Origin of the sequence: Microbacterium sp. 3J1 (genome assembly GCF_001049495.1) — a bacterium.
Lineage (GTDB): Bacteria > Actinomycetota > Actinomycetes > Actinomycetales > Microbacteriaceae > Microbacterium.
The window spans coordinates 1-15,141 of record NZ_CDWI01000005.1; the positions used below are offsets into that span (position 1 = coordinate 1).

At 69.6% G+C, this 15,141-nt stretch carries 18 protein-coding genes; 8 read left to right on the plus strand and 10 right to left on the minus strand.

Annotated elements, in window-relative coordinates; translation table 11 throughout:
* From BN2660_RS03000 to BN2660_RS03010, 3 genes are all read left to right on the plus strand, one after another.
* Window positions 1-489, plus strand: a 489-nt coding sequence (locus tag BN2660_RS03000) for a transglycosylase SLT domain-containing protein (protein ID WP_369690531.1), incomplete at its 5' end; no start/stop codon positions are given.
* Window positions 486-1,469 carry a cation efflux transmembrane domain-containing protein gene (locus tag BN2660_RS03005; protein ID WP_255305002.1) on the plus strand — a complete coding sequence of 328 codons (984 nt, stop codon included), beginning with the start codon at window positions 486-488 and terminating at the stop codon, window positions 1,467-1,469. The genes BN2660_RS03000 and BN2660_RS03005, both read left to right, overlap by 4 nt.
* A 58-nt stretch (window positions 1,470-1,527) precedes the next feature.
* The gene (locus BN2660_RS03010; protein WP_091227306.1) at window positions 1,528-1,992 is read left to right on the plus strand and encodes a DUF488 domain-containing protein; all 465 of its coding nucleotides are present in this window, start codon (window positions 1,528-1,530) and stop codon (window positions 1,990-1,992) included.
* Here the strand turns inward: BN2660_RS03010 and BN2660_RS03015 are convergent.
* From BN2660_RS03015 to BN2660_RS03025, 3 genes are all read right to left on the minus strand, one after another.
* Window positions 1,989-2,822: a hypothetical protein gene (locus BN2660_RS03015; RefSeq protein ID WP_141651225.1), complete on the minus strand. Its 834-nt coding sequence runs from the start codon at window positions 2,820-2,822 to the stop codon at window positions 1,989-1,991. The two genes, BN2660_RS03010 and BN2660_RS03015, sit on opposite strands and share 4 nt — an antisense overlap.
* Before the next feature lie 170 nt (window positions 2,823-2,992).
* Window positions 2,993-3,190, minus strand: a complete 198-nt coding sequence (locus tag BN2660_RS03020; RefSeq protein ID WP_141651226.1) for a hypothetical protein — start codon at window positions 3,188-3,190, stop codon at window positions 2,993-2,995.
* A 101-nt stretch (window positions 3,191-3,291) separates the two neighbouring features.
* Window positions 3,292-4,623: a cytochrome P450 gene (locus tag BN2660_RS03025; protein ID WP_091227135.1), complete on the minus strand. Its 1,332-nt coding sequence runs from the start codon at window positions 4,621-4,623 to the stop codon at window positions 3,292-3,294.
* A gap of 169 nt (window positions 4,624-4,792) precedes the next feature.
* On the opposite strand from BN2660_RS03025, the gene BN2660_RS03030 reads away from it, so the two are divergent.
* On the plus strand, window positions 4,793-5,230 hold the full coding sequence (locus BN2660_RS03030; protein WP_091227138.1) for an SRPBCC family protein: 438 nt from the start codon (window positions 4,793-4,795) through the stop codon (window positions 5,228-5,230).
* 34 nt (window positions 5,231-5,264) lie between these two features.
* Here the strand turns inward: BN2660_RS03030 and BN2660_RS03035 are convergent, their stop codons facing one another.
* Window positions 5,265-6,449, minus strand: a complete 1,185-nt coding sequence (locus BN2660_RS03035) for an alcohol dehydrogenase catalytic domain-containing protein (RefSeq protein WP_091227141.1) — start codon at window positions 6,447-6,449, stop codon at window positions 5,265-5,267.
* Between the two features lie 239 nt (window positions 6,450-6,688).
* On the opposite strand from BN2660_RS03035, the gene BN2660_RS03040 reads away from it, so the two are divergent.
* The 3 genes from BN2660_RS03040 (at window position 6,689) to dinB (ending at window position 10,598) form a co-directional block, all read left to right on the plus strand.
* Window positions 6,689-7,660: a DUF2188 domain-containing protein gene (locus tag BN2660_RS03040; RefSeq protein WP_091227143.1), complete on the plus strand. Its 972-nt coding sequence runs from the start codon at window positions 6,689-6,691 to the stop codon at window positions 7,658-7,660.
* Window positions 7,657-9,339 (plus strand): alpha/beta hydrolase family protein, encoded by a 1,683-nt coding sequence (locus BN2660_RS03045; RefSeq protein ID WP_091227146.1) that lies wholly within the window; start codon window positions 7,657-7,659, stop codon window positions 9,337-9,339. Before BN2660_RS03040 ends, BN2660_RS03045 begins: the two co-directional genes overlap by 4 nt.
* A 62-nt stretch (window positions 9,340-9,401) precedes the next feature.
* Window positions 9,402-10,598 (plus strand): DNA polymerase IV, encoded by a 1,197-nt coding sequence (gene dinB / locus BN2660_RS03050; RefSeq protein ID WP_091227149.1) that lies wholly within the window; start codon window positions 9,402-9,404, stop codon window positions 10,596-10,598.
* A gap of 27 nt (window positions 10,599-10,625) precedes the next feature.
* Here the strand turns inward: dinB and BN2660_RS03055 are convergent, their stop codons facing one another.
* Together BN2660_RS03055 and BN2660_RS03060 are read right to left on the minus strand one after the other, a co-directional pair.
* Complete coding sequence (locus BN2660_RS03055; protein WP_091227152.1) at window positions 10,626-11,195, minus strand: TetR/AcrR family transcriptional regulator; 570 nt, start codon at window positions 11,193-11,195, stop codon at window positions 10,626-10,628.
* Window positions 11,185-11,781: a sugar O-acetyltransferase gene (locus BN2660_RS03060; protein ID WP_091227155.1), complete on the minus strand. Its 597-nt coding sequence runs from the start codon at window positions 11,779-11,781 to the stop codon at window positions 11,185-11,187. The genes BN2660_RS03055 and BN2660_RS03060 overlap by 11 nt, the downstream gene beginning before the upstream one ends.
* Window positions 11,782-11,869: 88 nt before the next feature.
* Here BN2660_RS03060 and BN2660_RS03065 point away from each other — a divergent pair, with 88 nt between their 5' ends.
* A complete protein-coding gene (locus BN2660_RS03065) occupies window positions 11,870-13,270 on the plus strand; it encodes a threonine/serine exporter family protein (RefSeq protein ID WP_091227309.1) in 1,401 nt (466 codons plus the stop codon).
* Window positions 13,271-13,309: 39 nt separating this feature from the next.
* Here BN2660_RS03065 and BN2660_RS03070 read toward each other — a convergent pair whose 3' ends face one another.
* The 4 genes from BN2660_RS03070 to BN2660_RS03085 form a co-directional block, all read right to left on the minus strand.
* Window positions 13,310-13,582 carry a hypothetical protein gene (locus tag BN2660_RS03070; RefSeq protein ID WP_091227157.1) on the minus strand — a complete coding sequence of 91 codons (273 nt, stop codon included), beginning with the start codon at window positions 13,580-13,582 and terminating at the stop codon, window positions 13,310-13,312.
* 70 nt (window positions 13,583-13,652) lie between these two features.
* On the minus strand, window positions 13,653-13,991 hold the full coding sequence (locus BN2660_RS03075; protein ID WP_091227160.1) for a DUF7882 family protein: 339 nt from the start codon (window positions 13,989-13,991) through the stop codon (window positions 13,653-13,655).
* Between the two features lie 171 nt (window positions 13,992-14,162).
* A complete protein-coding gene (locus tag BN2660_RS03080; RefSeq protein ID WP_091227163.1) occupies window positions 14,163-14,786 on the minus strand; it encodes a DUF1684 domain-containing protein in 624 nt (207 codons plus the stop codon).
* Window positions 14,787-14,791: 5 nt separating this feature from the next.
* The gene (locus BN2660_RS03085; RefSeq protein WP_091227312.1) at window positions 14,792-15,052 is read right to left on the minus strand and encodes a DUF6458 family protein; all 261 of its coding nucleotides are present in this window, start codon (window positions 15,050-15,052) and stop codon (window positions 14,792-14,794) included.
* Between the last annotated feature and the right edge of the window lie 89 nt (window positions 15,053-15,141).

Below are 15,141 nucleotides of genomic sequence, written 5' to 3' on the forward strand. Positions count from 1 at the left end.
GTGAACGCAACAAGAATCCGAGGGCGGCATCGTCTCGTCAGCGCCGCGGTCGCGCTCCTGCTCAGCACATCGCTCGCGGGCTGCGGCCTGAGCGTCCCGGCCGATCCCGAAGGCACCCTGCAGAGCGTCACGGGCGGTGAGCTCCGGGTCGGCGTCTCGCCCGATCCCGGCCTGGTCTCGCGCGACGATCCGCCCACCGGCAGCATCCCCGACCTCGTCACGGGGTTCGCCGACAGCCTCGACGCCGAGGTCGACTGGACGATCGGCTCGGAGGAGACCCTCGTGGGGATGCTCGAGCGCGGCGACCTCGACCTCGTCGCGGGCGGCATGACCGACCAGACGCCATGGCTCGACAAGGCGGGAGTGAGTCGCGGGTATCCGGGCATCGACGGAGCCGGCGACAGGACCCTCGTGATGCTCGTGCCGCTCGGGGAGAACGCGTTCCTCAGCGCGCTCGAGCGCTACCTCGACGAGGAGGTCGGCTCGTGAGCGCGGTCGATCGGATCGGACGCACCGAGCTCCCTGACGAACAGCAGCGGGCGCTGCGCAAGGCCGTGCGCTGGGAATGGTTCACGATCGCCTACACCTCGGTGACGATCGCCGTGATCGCGCTCGTCGTGGGCAACTCGCAGGCCATGCGCACGGCGTGGATCGAGGACATGCTGTCACTGATCCCGCAGATCGCGTTCCTCGTCGCACTGATGTTCGTCCGGCGGCGGCCCACCCTCACGCATCCGTACGGGTTGCATCGCGCGATGGGGATCGGGCATCTGGTCGCCGGCGTCGCACTGCTCGCCGTCGGCCTCAACCTCGCGCGCGAATCGGTCGTCGGGCTCGTCTCGGGCGAGCACCCGACGATCGGCACCGTGCAGCTGTTCGGCCAGACGATCTGGCTCGGCTGGCTCATGGTCGCCGTCATGGCGGTCGTGATCGTCGGTCCGGTGTTCCTCTACGGACCGGCGAAGGCGAAGCTCGCGCCAGTGCTGCACAACAAGCTGCTGTACGCGGATGCCGACATGGCCAAGGCCGACTGGCAGACGACCGTCGCCTCGATCGTCGGCGTGCTCGGAGTCGGCGCGGGCGTGTGGTGGCTCGACGGCGCTGCCGCGCTCTTCATCTCGCTGGGCATCATCTGGGACGGCGCCCGCAACACGAAGACCGCGATCATCGACCTCATGGACCAGCGTGCGCGCACGTACGACAGCAAGCACCCGCATCCGCTGGCCGGCGACATCCTGTCGACCATGCGATCCCGACCCTGGGTGAAGGAGGCCTCCGTACGCATGCGCGACCAGGGCCAGGTCTTCCACATCGAGGCCTTCGTCGTGCCGCGACGCGACCGCATCTCGCTCGAGGAGACGACCGATCTCGCGGCCCGGATCTCGGACCTCGACTGGAAGGTGCAGGAGGTCGTCATCATCCCCACCGACCGCCTGCCCGAGGGGACCGACAGGTCGGGCCGGGACTGATCCGAGCGCCTATTGTTGAGAGACCGCGACATTCGCGAACGACACGAAAAGGGTGATCATGGCATCGGACCTCCTCAGCGTCGGCTACGAGGGCCTGAGCATCGACGCACTCGTGTCGCGCCTGCGGATCCACGGCGCAACGGTGTTGGCCGATGTTCGCCTCAACGCGATCTCGCGTAAGCAGGGCTTCTCGAAGCGGGCACTCGCTGCGGCGCTGGCCGACGCAGGAATCGAGTATCTGCACCTGCCGCAACTCGGCAATCCCAAGGACAACCGGGCCGGCTACGGCGAGCCCGGCACTGCCGCCGGCGATGGCTCTCGAGATGCTTTCCGAGCGACTCTGTCCACTCCGGAAGCGCAAGATGCGCTGCGGCGCATCAGCGCTGCCAGCGAGTCCGGGCCGGTCGCTGTGTTCTGCTACGAGGCAGACGAGACCTGCTGCCATCGCCAGCAGGTGCTCGACGCGGTGCGACTCCTCTCGACGGATTCGGCGGTCCCCGAACTCGCCGGCGCGCAGGTCTAGAACAGGGTCGGTCCTGCTCGGAAGACATCCGCTCGCCGCGGATAGTACACACCGAGCACGCTGAACTTCGATCGTCGCGACGCCAGTTCGAAGTTGCCGAGGAACAGGCCGGTTCGTCGACTCGAGTCGCACATCATGCCGACGAACTTCTCGGTGATGATCTGCTTCAGGCGCGTGTCCGATTCTCTCCTCGATCGGTTCTGCAGAGAGGTGAGTTCCCAATCGAGGATCCGCCCCACATGCGACGAGCATGTCGGCTCCTCGCATACGTAGCGGTAGCGGACCTTGAGACGAGGAGCGACCAGGACAGGTGGAACCGCACCCGCTGGGATGAGCGCCGAGGACTCCTTCTCGATCCGAGCAGCCATCTTTCGAACCTGTTCATCACTCCACGGCTGATGCGGCGAGAACTCCAGCCCCCGGAACTCCTTCGGGAAGACGAGCCCCAGCGATGGGGCCCTGTGGTCGCGTTCGGCCGCACGCATCAGACGGCAGGTCGTCGTCGGCTCGAGGTCGCGAAGCACCTCGTGGCGATCTCTCCACGGCGGTAGATGACCCACCTTCTGCCATGAGCCCAGCGCTGGTGTGAAACTCTCCCGCCTGGAGTCGCCGTCGCGGCGACGCACATCGAGCTCGATGATGTCGTACTTCGCGAATTGAGCGTCGTCGCCGAGGTAGCGGAACGCGATCGGATAGAGACGGATCCATGTCGGAGTGGGGCCGTCCAGCCGGACCCCTGCCACGCAGACAGTGTCTCCGTACTTCTCGGAGGGCTGCGGTGTCGCCTTGACCGTGATGAGTACCCGAGCGCGCTCTGCTTCGATTCGCATGGCCCGATCGTAGAGATCCATCGGCCAGCGACAAGGGCGTCATGAACGCGTGTCGAGTGTCGACCGGAATACGATCCGTCCCGGAGATGACGGACGCCCGCCGCACGTGAAAAAGGGAATCCGTGCGGCGGGCGCCGTGGCCGATCGCGACTGCGGTCGACGGTCTGGGGTCAGGCCAGGTCGTTGAGGTCGATCCTGTCGTCGTCCTCGTCGTCGGCATCCCTGCGGTTGTCCTGTGCGGGTCCGGTGGCGTCCTCGTCGTTCGCGACCGGGTCGTCCGAGGTCTGACGTCCGACGAGCTCGTCCGGGATCATCGGCGTCTCGTCCGACGTGCCGTCGGCGTCCTGGGTGTTCGAGGAATCTGACATGGTGTCTCCCTTCGTCGAGGTTCTCTGGGGTGCAGCCAGCATCCCTCCGCGCTGTCGGGCGCGCGCGCCCCTTGACAACCTTTCGGCCGTCTGCCTGCGGCTCAGTGGAAGGGGCAGCGACCGGATGCCGTCGCCGACCTCACGCGTCCGCCGGAGCGCGGCTTGGTGGGCAGCCGGCGCCTGTTCACGTCGAGCCCCTCGCCGAGGATGCGCAGTTCAGGGTCGCTGAGCACCGCGATCGCGGCCGAGAGCCCCGCGATCGCGAGCTTCTCGCCGGGGCAGCGGTGCCCGGTCGCCACGTCGGCGCCGCCGTGCGGGATGAACGCGGCGAGCGCCTCGTAGTCCTCGGCGTCCCGGAAGCGCTCCGGGTCGAAGCGGTCAGGGCGGGCCCAGAATCGGTCGTCGGTGTTCGTCCCGAGGATGTCGAGCACGACACGTCCCCCCGCATCGACCCGCTCCCCGTCGATCTCGATGTCGTCGGTCGCCCAGCCGGGGAGCATCGGCACGAACGGAGCCGTGCGGCGGATCTCCTGTGCGAACATCACGGCGAGAGGGCCTCCGACGACGGCGCCCCGCTCTGCGGTCTCGGCGGCGATGCGATCGCGCCACTCCGGCCGATCGTGCAGCTCCTTGGCGGCGAAGGCCACGAACCGGGCCACCGCGATCATGGGCCGCATGCTGTTCTGGAGCTCCACGCCGGCGACCTTGGCCGGCAGGAGCTCGCCGTCCTGATCGCGGTGGTGGGCCCATTCCGCGAGCGCGGTGCCCTCGGTCGCCGGGAGAGTCCCCTGTCGCACCGCCTCGATGAGTCGCTCCGCGTGCCGGTCTGACCACCACCGGTTCGCCATCGCCGCGAGGTACTCGGGCGAGTAAGGGGATCCGAACCCGTCGACGATCTGCGCGAGCCGCGCCGACCATCTCGTCTGCGCCGCGGCCGTGCCCGGCACACCGGCCCAGCGCATGATGGCGCGGCCCAGGGCGCCGACGGCGGCGTCGTAGGCGGTGCGGGTGCCCCCGTCGAGCCACGCCTGACGCTCGGCCTGCCACTCCCGCTCGAGCCACGGGGTGAGCCGCTCGACCTGCTCGTCCTCATAGGCGACGTCCACGAACGTGGCCTTGCGGTGACGGTGTGCGGCGCCGTCGAGGCTGTGCACCGACCCGTGGCCGAACAGGCTCTCCTGCACGAGCGCGGGCATCGCGCCGTGGCGGGCGATGCGGGTCTCGTCGTAGAACAGCTCGACGCCCTCGACGCCGCGCACGAAGACGGCGTCGCTGCCGAGAAGCCGCATGGGCGCAGACCGCGCGTCGGGACGCGCGCGACGCCAGATCCGGGGTCCGAATCCGTAGCCGTGGGTGAGCAGGGCGGGTGCATCGTCGCGAGCGAGAGCGCCGAGACGGCGCACGGCCCGCGCGGGAAGGTCGATGAGTGCCATGACACGACGCTCTCAGACACGGGGCGGGTGTTCCAGGGGGAGGCGCGAGCCGAGCGCGTGTGCTAGCGGGCCGGGCGGGTCTGTGCCGTCCGGCATCCGCTCGTCAACCCCCTGGGTCGAAGGGTGCCGGAGGGGCACGATGCTGACAGGAACGAGGGAAGGAACCGCGATGGCGAAGAACGTCCGCACGATGAAATGCAGTCCGGACGACGTCTTCCGGGTGCTGGCCGACGGCTGGCTGTACCCGGGATGGGTCGTCGGGGCGTCGCGGATGCGCGACGTCGATGAGTCCTGGCCTCAGCCCGGGGCCGAGCTGCACCACTCCGTCGGCGTCTGGCCGGCGCTGCTCGACGACACGACCGTCGTCGAGGAATGGTCGCCTCCGAACCGCATGGTCATGCGCGCCAGGGGATGGCCGATCGGCGAGGCCCGCGTCACCCTCCGCGTGCGCGCGTACGACGGAGGGTCGATGGTGCGCATCGACGAGGAGCCCGTCAAGGGGCCTGCGACGCTCGTGCCGAGCTTGATCACCACTCCCCTGCTGCGCTGGCGCAACTCCGAGACCCTGCACCGGCTCGCCTACCTCGCCGAGGGACGCGCCGGCTGATCGGCCGGCGCGCCCCCTCGTCGTCGGTGGCCCGTCAGGCGGCGTCCGGGCGGAGGACGACCTTGATGCAGCCGTCCTCCTTGCGCTGGAAGGTCTCGTAGAGCGCCGGCGCGTCGTCGAGCGGTGCGTTGTGCGTCGTGAGGTCCATGACGCCGAGCGGATCGTGGAGGTCTTCGACCAGCGGCATCAGGTCGTCGATCCACCGCTTCACGTTGCACTGCCCCATGCGCAGGCTCACCTGCTTGTCGAACATGGTCTTCATCGGGAGGATGTCGGCGTCGCCCGCGTAGACGCCGCTGAGCGACACGGTGCCGCCGCGGCGCACGAGGTCGATCGAGGCGTGCAGGGCGGCCAGACGATCGACTCCCGCCGTCTCCATCAGCTTCCGCGCGGCAGGGTCGGGCAGCAGGCCGACCGCCTTCTGCACGAGCGACACCCCGGGGTTGCCGTGCGCCTCCATGCCGACGGCGTCGACGACGGCATCCGCTCCTCGTCCTTCGGTGAGATCCCGCAGCTGCGCGACGACGTCATCGGTCAGGTCGAAGACCTCCGCGCCGTGCCGTGCGGCCATCTCGCGCCGCTCGGCGACCGGGTCGACCGCGAGCACGCGATAGCCGCGGTGCGCGCCGACGCGCGCCGCGAATTGCCCGACCGGTCCGAGTCCCATGACGGCGAGGGTGCCGCCCTCGGGGACGTCCGCATACTCGACGCCCTGCCAGGCGGTGGGCAGGATGTCGCTGAGGAAGAGGTAGCGCTCGTCCGGCAGATCGGTGGCCACCTTGATGTGGTTGTAGTCCGCGAGCGGGACCCGCAGGTACTCGGCCTGCCCGCCGGGCACCTGCCCGTACAGCTTCGTGTATCCGAACAGCGAGGCCCCGCTGCCGTACTCGCGCACCTGGGTCGTCTCGCACTGCGACTGCAGCCCGCGCATGCAGAAGAAGCAGTGGCCGCACGAGATGTTGAACGGCACGACGATGCGATCGCCGACGGCGAGCTGAGTCACCTCGCTGCCGACCTCGACGACGACGCCCATGGGCTCATGCCCGAGGACGTCGCCCTTGTCGAGGAAGGGTCCGAGCAGCTCGTAGAGGTGCAGGTCCGATCCGCAGATCGCCGATGAGGTGATGCGCACGATCGCGTCGGTCGGATGCTCGATGACCGGATCGGGCACCTCCTCGACCGCCACGTTCCGGGTGCCCTGCCAGGTGAGTGCCTTCATCGTCCGTCCTCCTCGAAAAGTCGTCGGACAGCCACCCTCCACGGGTCGCGCGCGATCGGGCAGAGGGTTGACAGGACGGATGCCGTGAGCGAGACAGCCCGTTGTGCGGCGCTTTCACCGGTGGGAGACTTGCGCCAGCGGCGCTCACTGGGGTGCGTCGCCTGCGACCAGGGAGCGCTCATGCGCGGTCCGATTGTCTCGAAACGGTGTCATCGTGTGCCCTGCGGGGGTGAGCGGCCATGAGTGACTCGCGGGTCGTACGCCCGGCGGGCGGCGGGTGGGAGGTCGCCTCGGCGCTGGTCCGTGGCACCTCGTCCTCGACGCACGCGACGCAGACCGAGGCGATCGACGCCGCGCGCTTGCAGCTCGCGCGCACAGGGGGCGAGATCCGCATCTGCGGGCGCGACGGTCTGATCCGCCGGACCATCCGCACACCCGCACGTCCCACCACGCCGACCGCGACGCAGTCATCCCCACCCGTGCCCGCGGCCGCGCCCGCATCTCCACCCGCATCCGTCGACCCTGTCGCGGGGCTGGAAGACGCGGCAGCGGTGCTCGACTCGATGAGGGCGAACGCGAAGGGCGAGCGCTTCGACGCGGACGGCGACGGGCAGGATGATGGCGAGGCCGTCGTCACCCGCATCCTCGCCGCGAACGACGGGAGCCCGACGAGCCTGTTCTTCCAGGGCGCAGGAGCGTTCATCACACTCGTACTGCTGGTCGTCCTGCCTGCGCTCGCGGCGGTCCTCGGCATCTCGATCCGTGGGAGCGAGGCGCTCGGCAGCACGTACTGGACGGTGTTCGTCGCCACGCTCGCCTGGTCGGGCGGGATCGCCTTCGCCACCTTCGTCTTCCGTCTCAAGCCCGCCGGGTGGGACGTGGGCATGGGCACTCTCGTCGTGGGAGCGGGGTTCTCCGTGTCGAGCATGCTGGCGGCGCTTCTCGGCGGTGCGACCATGCTGGTGCCCTCGAACCTCGCCCTGCCCGATCTCTATCGCGTGTTCGTTCAGGCCCCGAAGAACCGGCAGACTCTCTTCGCCGCCATCATCGTGATCGTCGCGGGCCTGATCTGGTTCATCTTCCTCGCGGGACTCGCAAGCTATGGCGTCGTCGGGCTCTTCCTCGGCGCCGTCGCCGGAGTGGCGATCGGGCTGCAGGCCGCCCACCGCGTACGGAGAGCATTCGCGCACCCCGGAGGAGAATCGCCGTGACGACGCCACCCATCCTGGTCGTGGTCGTGCCCGGCCTCGGCCGCACGAAGGTCGATTCCTTCGTCACACGACTCCGACAGAACCATCCCGAGTTCCGCGTCGAGCTGTTCGATCACCGCATCTCTCCTCTGAGCACCCGGCACAAGCTCGACCGCGTGGTCAGTTCCCTGTCCGGCGCCATCCGGGGCTGGGCGGGAGACAACTCCGGCGAGCGGGCCCAGACGCGGTCGGTGATCCTCATCGGCCACAGCATCGGCGGGATCCTGGTGCGTGCCGCGTTCCTGGAGGGCGCCGGCTTCGGATCCGAGCCGCCGGACGCGCAACCCGACGGCTGGGCGACCAAGGTCGATCGCATCGTCCTCCTGGGTTCACCCAACGCCGGCTATCGGGTGGAGAACTTCCCGAAGTCGTGGCGGTGGGCTGTGCCGCTGCTTTCGGGGTTCGCCTCCTTCACGATGGAATCGGTCGCGGCCGGTGCGTTCTGGCTCGCAGACCTGCGGCTGCGGTGGCTCCATGCGATGCGCTCGCTGGAGCCGAGACGGGGCGCCGAGCCGGCCGGCCGGCCTCTCGTCGTCCAGGTCTTCGGAGACGACGACGACCTCGTCACGCGGAAGGACATCGACGATAGCGCCTACATGCCCGACACCGTCCGGACGGGCGTCTCCAACGCCGATCATGCCGGCCTTGTCGACCTCACAGACCCCGCCACCGCGCCGCAACGGTGGAGCGAGCTCGAGCACGCGGTCATCGGCGCGTTCACGAATGCGGAGGATCACACCCCGCAGAGTCCGGCACCCGTGCACTTCATTCTGCACGGCATCCGCTCCTCCGCCTACGAAGGGTGGATAGCGCAGCTCACGGCCGCTCTGCGGACCGGATCACCTCACCCGTCCGCGGACCTCGGGCCGCAGCCGCCCCAGGTGGTCTCGCTCAATTATCGGTTCTTCAGCGCGATCGAGTTCGCGCTGCCCTTCACGCGTCGAAGGAACGTGCATCAGTTCCTGGACGCCTACATGGCGACGGTCCTCACGCATTCGGCCGACCGATTCACCTTCACCGGCCACAGCAACGGCACGTACATGATGGCGTCGATCATGAGGTCCGTGCGCAGCGTGCGGTTCCGACGCATCCTGCTCGCCGGAACGGTGCTGCCGCCCGCCTTCGACTGGGCGACGCTGTACGCCCGACGCCAGATCGGCCACTTCTCAGGCGAGGACTGGGAGGACGGGCAGGTGCACACCGACCGCGCCAGGATCGACGTACCGGTCGGCATCCTCGCGGCGGGCATCTCCGGCCTGGGCTTCCGTGATGTCGGGGCCGCCGGCGTCCGCGGATTCGAAGGGCCGGGGGCGCTGCTCACCGGCAGGCATGACCTGGTTTTCCCGGCGGGCCACGGTGCCGCGCTCGTCGATCACCCCGAGTACCCGCCCCGGATGCCGGAGATCGCCCGGTTCCTCACTGCGGGCATCCCCTGCTCGGAGCCCCAGGAGACGGCGTCCTCTGGATTCCAGTTCGCCAGCAGGGTCGCCCAGATCCTCGCTCCGATCGTGGCCGTCGCGGCCGTGGCCGCCGTGGTGGCCGCGTTCATCGCGCTGCTTCTGAACGCCGGCGTCTGGGTCGCGATCGCCGTGGTCGGGATCCCTCTGCTCCTCGCATACATCGGTCTGCGCACCGTCTGAGGAGCAGCGGCGGTCGATGTCGGTGGTCGGTGCCACGATCGGCAGGTCGAGAGGAGAGCGCGATGCGTGACGAGGCCACCGTGCTGCACGCCGATCTCGACGCGTTCTACGCCTCGGTCGAGCAGCGCGACGCGCCGGCGCTGCGCGGGCGCCCCGTCATCGTCGGCGGGGGCGTCGTGCTCGCCGCGAGCTATGAGGCGAAGGCTCGCGGTGTGCGCACGGCGATGGGCGGTCGACAGGCACTGCAGCTCTGCCCGGATGCCGTGGTCGTGCCGCCTCGTATGGAGGCGTACAGCGCCGCCAGCAAAGACGTCTTCGCGATCTTCGCCGACACCACGCCGCTGGTGGAGGGCCTCTCCATCGACGAGGCGTTCCTCGAGGTCGGCGGCCTGCGGCGCATCGCCGGCTCGCCGGAGCAGATCGCGGTGCGGCTGCGCGAGCGGGTGCGCGCCGACGTCGGGCTCGCGATCTCGGTCGGCGTCGCTCGCACCAAGTTCCTCGCGAAGGTGGCCAGCGCCGTGAGCAAGCCCGACGGCCTGCTGGTCGTGGAGCCCGGGCGCGAGGAGGAGTTCCTGCTGCCGCTCCCCGTCGAGCGGCTGTGGGGTGTGGGTGCGGTCACCGCCGAGAAACTGCATCGACTCGGCATCCGCACCGTGGGCCAGCTCGCCGATCTCGAGGCCTCCACAGCCGAGCGCCTTCTCGGCAAGGCCACCGGCGCGCACGTCCACGCCCTCGCCCGGCTGCGCGACCCGCGCCCGGTCGACACCACGCGTCGGCGCGGCTCCATCGGATCCCAGCGCGCGCTGGGCACCGGCCCGCGGACCCCCGAGGAGCTCGACGTGATCCTCACGCAGATCGTCGACCGTCTCGCACGGCGGCTGCGCGACCGCGACCGCACCTGTCGCACGGTGGTTCTGCGGCTGCGATTCGGCGACTTCACGAAAGCCACGCGCTCACGGAGCGTCGCGGTTCCCACCGTGCGTACGACCACGCTGCTCGCGATCGCACGCGCCCTGCTCGCCGCCGCGATGCCGCAGATCGAGGAGCGAGGAGTCACTCTCCTCGGCGTCTCGCTGTCGCAGCTCGGCCGTGCCGACCACCTGCAGCCCGAGCTGCCGATCGACTGGGGCGACGGCGAGCGCCTCGACACGGCGCTCGACGCGGTGCGCGACCGCTTCGGCGCCCTGTCGCTGGCGAGGGGGACTCAGCTCGGTCGTGACCCCGGCTGGTCGACGCCCGTGCTGCCCGAGCACGAGTGAGCGCGTGCGCCAGCCCGACCCCGAGGGCTACGGCGTCGTGATCCGTTCCACGGCGACCGCGATCTCCGCCTCGTCGCGCACCTGCTCGTCGAGCGCGCGATGGATGGAGATCCCCTCGATCATCGCGTCGAGCAGCCGAGCCGTGTCGACGTCGAAATGCCGTTCGAGCGCCGCGCGGCTCCGCTGCATCCAGGCGGTCGTGAGCGCCCGGTACGCGGGCTCGCGCGCGGCGAGCGTGTAGAGCTCGTGCGAGAGCACGAACTCCCTGGTGCTCCCGAAGACGTCCTCGCGGATGATCTCGACCACCGCCGCGCGGGCGGATTCCAGATCGGATGCCGCGGCGAGGCGCTCCTCGAACCGGGTGCTGATCATCGTGGAGAACCGCGTGAACGCCTGGCGCAAGAGGTCGTCGATGCCGTCGAAGTGGTACGTCATGGACCCCAGCGGCACTCCGGCCGCGGCGGCGATCCGGCGATGCGATGCACCGGCGACCCCGGATTCGGCGATCACGTCGAGACACGCGTCGATGATCCGATCGCGGCGATCAGGATCGTTGCGTCGGCCGCTGCGCGTGCCGTCGGCAGCCTCAGGAGACACGAGAGGCCTCGATCGTGCGGATCACGCGTGCGGGGCTCCCGACGGCGACGACCCCGGCGGGGATGTCGCGAGTGACCACCGACCCCGCGCCGATGACGCTGTTCTCGCCGATCGTGACCCCGGGACACACGATCACCCCGCCGCCGAGCCAGACGTTGTCGCCGATGGTGATCGGCTCGGCGGCCTCGAGCTTGTCGCGCCGCATGTCCGGATCGATCGGGTGGGTCGGTGTCAGCAGCTGCACGTTCGGACCGATCTGACAGTCGGCGCCGATCGTGATCGACGCGACGTCGAGTGCCGTGAGGTTGAAGTTCACGAAGGTCCGGGGGCCGATCGAGATGTGGTCGCCGTAGTCCACGTGCAGCGGCGGGCGGATCACGGCGTCTGCGGCGAGATCGCCGATGAGGTCCTCGAGCCAGCCGCGCGCGGCCGGATCCCCGGCGAGGACCTGGCGTCGGTAGAGATCGGCGAGTCGGGCCGCTCGCGCGGAGCGCGCGTCGATCTCCGGATCGTCGGCGATGTAGAGGTCGCCCGCGAGCATCCGCTCCCGATGGGTACGAGGGTCGCCCGCGAAGTAGTCCGTCATGGAGACGATGCTAGCAAGCATGCGTACGTTCGTACACATGGGCGGGGCGTGACGATGGTCCGGACGGAGAGCCGCGAGAATGGAGGACATGTCCCCGAACCCCCCGCGGCGACTGCTCGCCTCCGTCCAGCGGATCCTGCACACCGACCCGTCTTCCGCCGCACCCACCGAGGCCATCCCGGTGATCGACGAGCGGACGATCCCGCGCGTGCTCGACCTCGCGACCCGCATCGGGGAGTCGATGTTCGCGGTCGGCGCGTCGGCCCACGAGGTCACCCTCGCCATCACGCGCGTCTGCGCCGCCTACCGGATGCGCGACGTGCAGGTCGACGTCACCTACAACTCGATCACGGTGTCGTTCCACCTCAGCGGCGAGGTATGGCCCGAGACGCTCGTCCGCGTCGTCCGGGTCGCGGCACCGGACCACGCGAAGCTCCAGCGCGTCCAGGCTCTCGTGGCCGACATCGACGACGGCCTCGACCTCGAATCCGCCCGCACGGCGTTCCGAGTCATCCGCCGCGTGCCGTTCCGGTATCAGCAGCCGGTCGTCATCGTCGCCCGGGCTCTGCTCGCCGTCGGCGTGAGCATCATGCTCGGCGCGTCGCCGATCGTCGTCGCCCTCACCTTCGTCGCAGCGCTCGGGGCCGCCCTCACCCAGGCCGGCCTCGCTCGACTCCGGGTGCCCCTGTTCTTCAGCCAGATCGCCGGAGGCTTCGTCACCACCGTCGTGGCGGTCGCGGTGTCGGCGCTGGGAGCCGCGGGGATCGAGCCGTTCGTCGACATCCGCCCGTCGATCATCGTCGCCTCGGGAATCGTTCTGATGCTCGCCGGGCTCACGGTCGTCGGTGCCGCGCAGGACGCGATCGACGGCTTCGCCCTCACCGCGGGCGGACGCATCCTCGATCTCACGATGCAGACCCTCGGTGTGGTGATCGGCATCCTCGTCGGCCTCGAGCTGGGCGGCGTGCTCGGCTTCACGATGGACCTGCCCGACGACCCCGCACCCTTCGGACCGCTGTTCGGTCAGTTCGCGGGCGCCATCATCATCGCGATCGCCGTCGCGGTGTTCAACGGCGCCGGCCTCCGCATCATCCTCGTCAGCGCCCTGCTCAGCGCCGTGACGCTCGCCGGGTACTCCGCGACCGTGGCGCTGCACCTGCACCCCGCCGCGGCGAGCGCGATCGGCGCGCTGCTCGCGAGCTTCGTCGGGATGCTGGTCGCACGCAACCTGCACGTGCCGTCGGTGGCGGTGACGACGGCGGCGATCGTGCCGCTCGTCCCCGGCGTCGCGGTCTTCCAGGGTCTGCTCGAGATGGTGCACGCGGCCGGCACGTCGACGGGGGTCCTGGGCGTGGGCGGTTCGCTGATCGACGCCGGCGTGATCGGCATCGGACTCGCGTCGGGGGCGTCTCTCGGTCTCTATCTCGGGACGCCCGTGCGGGCGACCCTCAGCAGCGTGGCGAAGACGCGGGCGCGGGTCCGGCGCTGATCGAGCGGCGCGTCGCCCGCAGCGTCAGATCGCGCCGCCTCACATCTCCCAGTCGCTGATCAGCGGCGTCGGCGGGTCGAGAGGGGAGGTCGGCGGATGCTCGCGTTCGACGGAGATCACCACTCGTGTATGCGAGTGGATGAGGACGCTCACCATCTCGTCGCCGATGGACAGATGGACGAACGCGGGCGGAGACGCCGCCGCGGCCTCGATCTGCGACATCACATCGACGAGGTCGCGATCACCGCCGAGCAGGAAGTCCCTGCCGTCGATCTCGATATGCGTCCTCAGGTCCATCCGCGTCGCGCCCATGGCCCGACGGTATGCCCGCCTCGCCGCATCACTGAGGGGGTTGCATAGGCGAGGTCGCCGGGGTACGAACTCAGGCGCTCGCGAACTCCGGGGTCCTCACCGGCGTCGTGTCGCCGGTCGGCTCGTGCACGAGGTACAGCCCGCTCGGGGAGTTCGCCGTGAACGCGAGCGCCTCGACCCACGCCCGGTTGATCTGCGGCTGACGACTGCCGAAGTACTTGAAGACGATCGAGCTGCCGGCGTGGATCCACACCGTCGTGCGGCCTCCGCCGAGGCTCGCATCTTCCTTCCACGTGAAGCCGAACGGCTCGCCGCGACGGAGCTTGGCGGTGACAGCGAGCTGCACGTGCGCCAGCGCCCGGTCGTCGATCTCGACCTTGGGTCCACCCTCGTAGATGAACTTACCCATGATGGGCTCCTCTGTTACGTCGCCACGGAGACCCGTACCATGAGGCGCAACCGCGGTGGTCGCTCAGTGGTGATGTCTCCACTCTCCCACGGTTCGCGCTGGAGGGACATTCGGTTCCACGAAAGTTCACCGTCGTGCACCACCCGCTCCGGGGTGGTGCACATCACGTCATCAGTGGGTGCCGCCGCCGTGGAGCTCACCGACCGGGACGGGCACGGAGAGCACGTTCCCCGGCGGCGCGAGCGGGCAGGCCCATGCCGGATCGTAGGCGCACGACGGGTTGTAGGCGAAGTTGAAGTCGAGCACGATCGTCCCGTGCTCCGCGTCCGACCCGAGGTCTGCGCCCTTGATCGTGTCGAGGAGGTAGCGGCCGCCGCCGTACGTCCCACCGGGGCGTCCGGCCAGCGCGTCGCGGACCGGGACGAACAGCCCGCCGCCGTACGAGGTCAGGCGCCACACGTCCAGCGATCCGACATCCGGGATCTCCACGCGGCCGATCCGCTCGAACGGCACGACCCCGTCAGTACCGGTGGCGAACTCGAATCGCGCGGGATCGGCGGCCAGAAGAGGCAGCTCGAAACGCCAGTCCGGATCGTACGGCGCGACGGACAGCCCCTCGAACAGGACACGGTCCTCGGCGAGCAGCGGGGTCGCCGGATGCCGCAGCAGGAGGTCGTCCCGCTCGATCCGCCACAGCTCGTGGGCTTCCTCCGCCGAGGCCGCCCGGCGCACCGCGTCATACAGAGCGAAGACGCGGCGTCGCCAGTCGACGACCTCGACGGCGGTGAGATCCATCGCGCTCAGACGATGGGGTCGTTGTCGCTCACGCTGCGGCGCGTGACACGATCACCCGACGCCGGGTCGACCGTGGTCCGGGCGACGCTGTCGGTCTGGCGCCGACGCATGACGAAGATGAGGCTGATCAGGAAGACCAGGACTCCCGCGGCCATGAGGATGTAGCCGATCATGTCGAGGTTGACGTAGCCGCCGGTGTCGACGTTGATGGCGAAGACGAGGATCGCTCCGATGACGACGAGCGCGATTCCGCTGCCGATACCCATGATGTCCACCCTTTCCGAAGCCGCGTCCGCGGCCTCGGTCGACAACAGTAGGGCCCACGGCGGGGCGACCGATAGTGATGGACACGGCA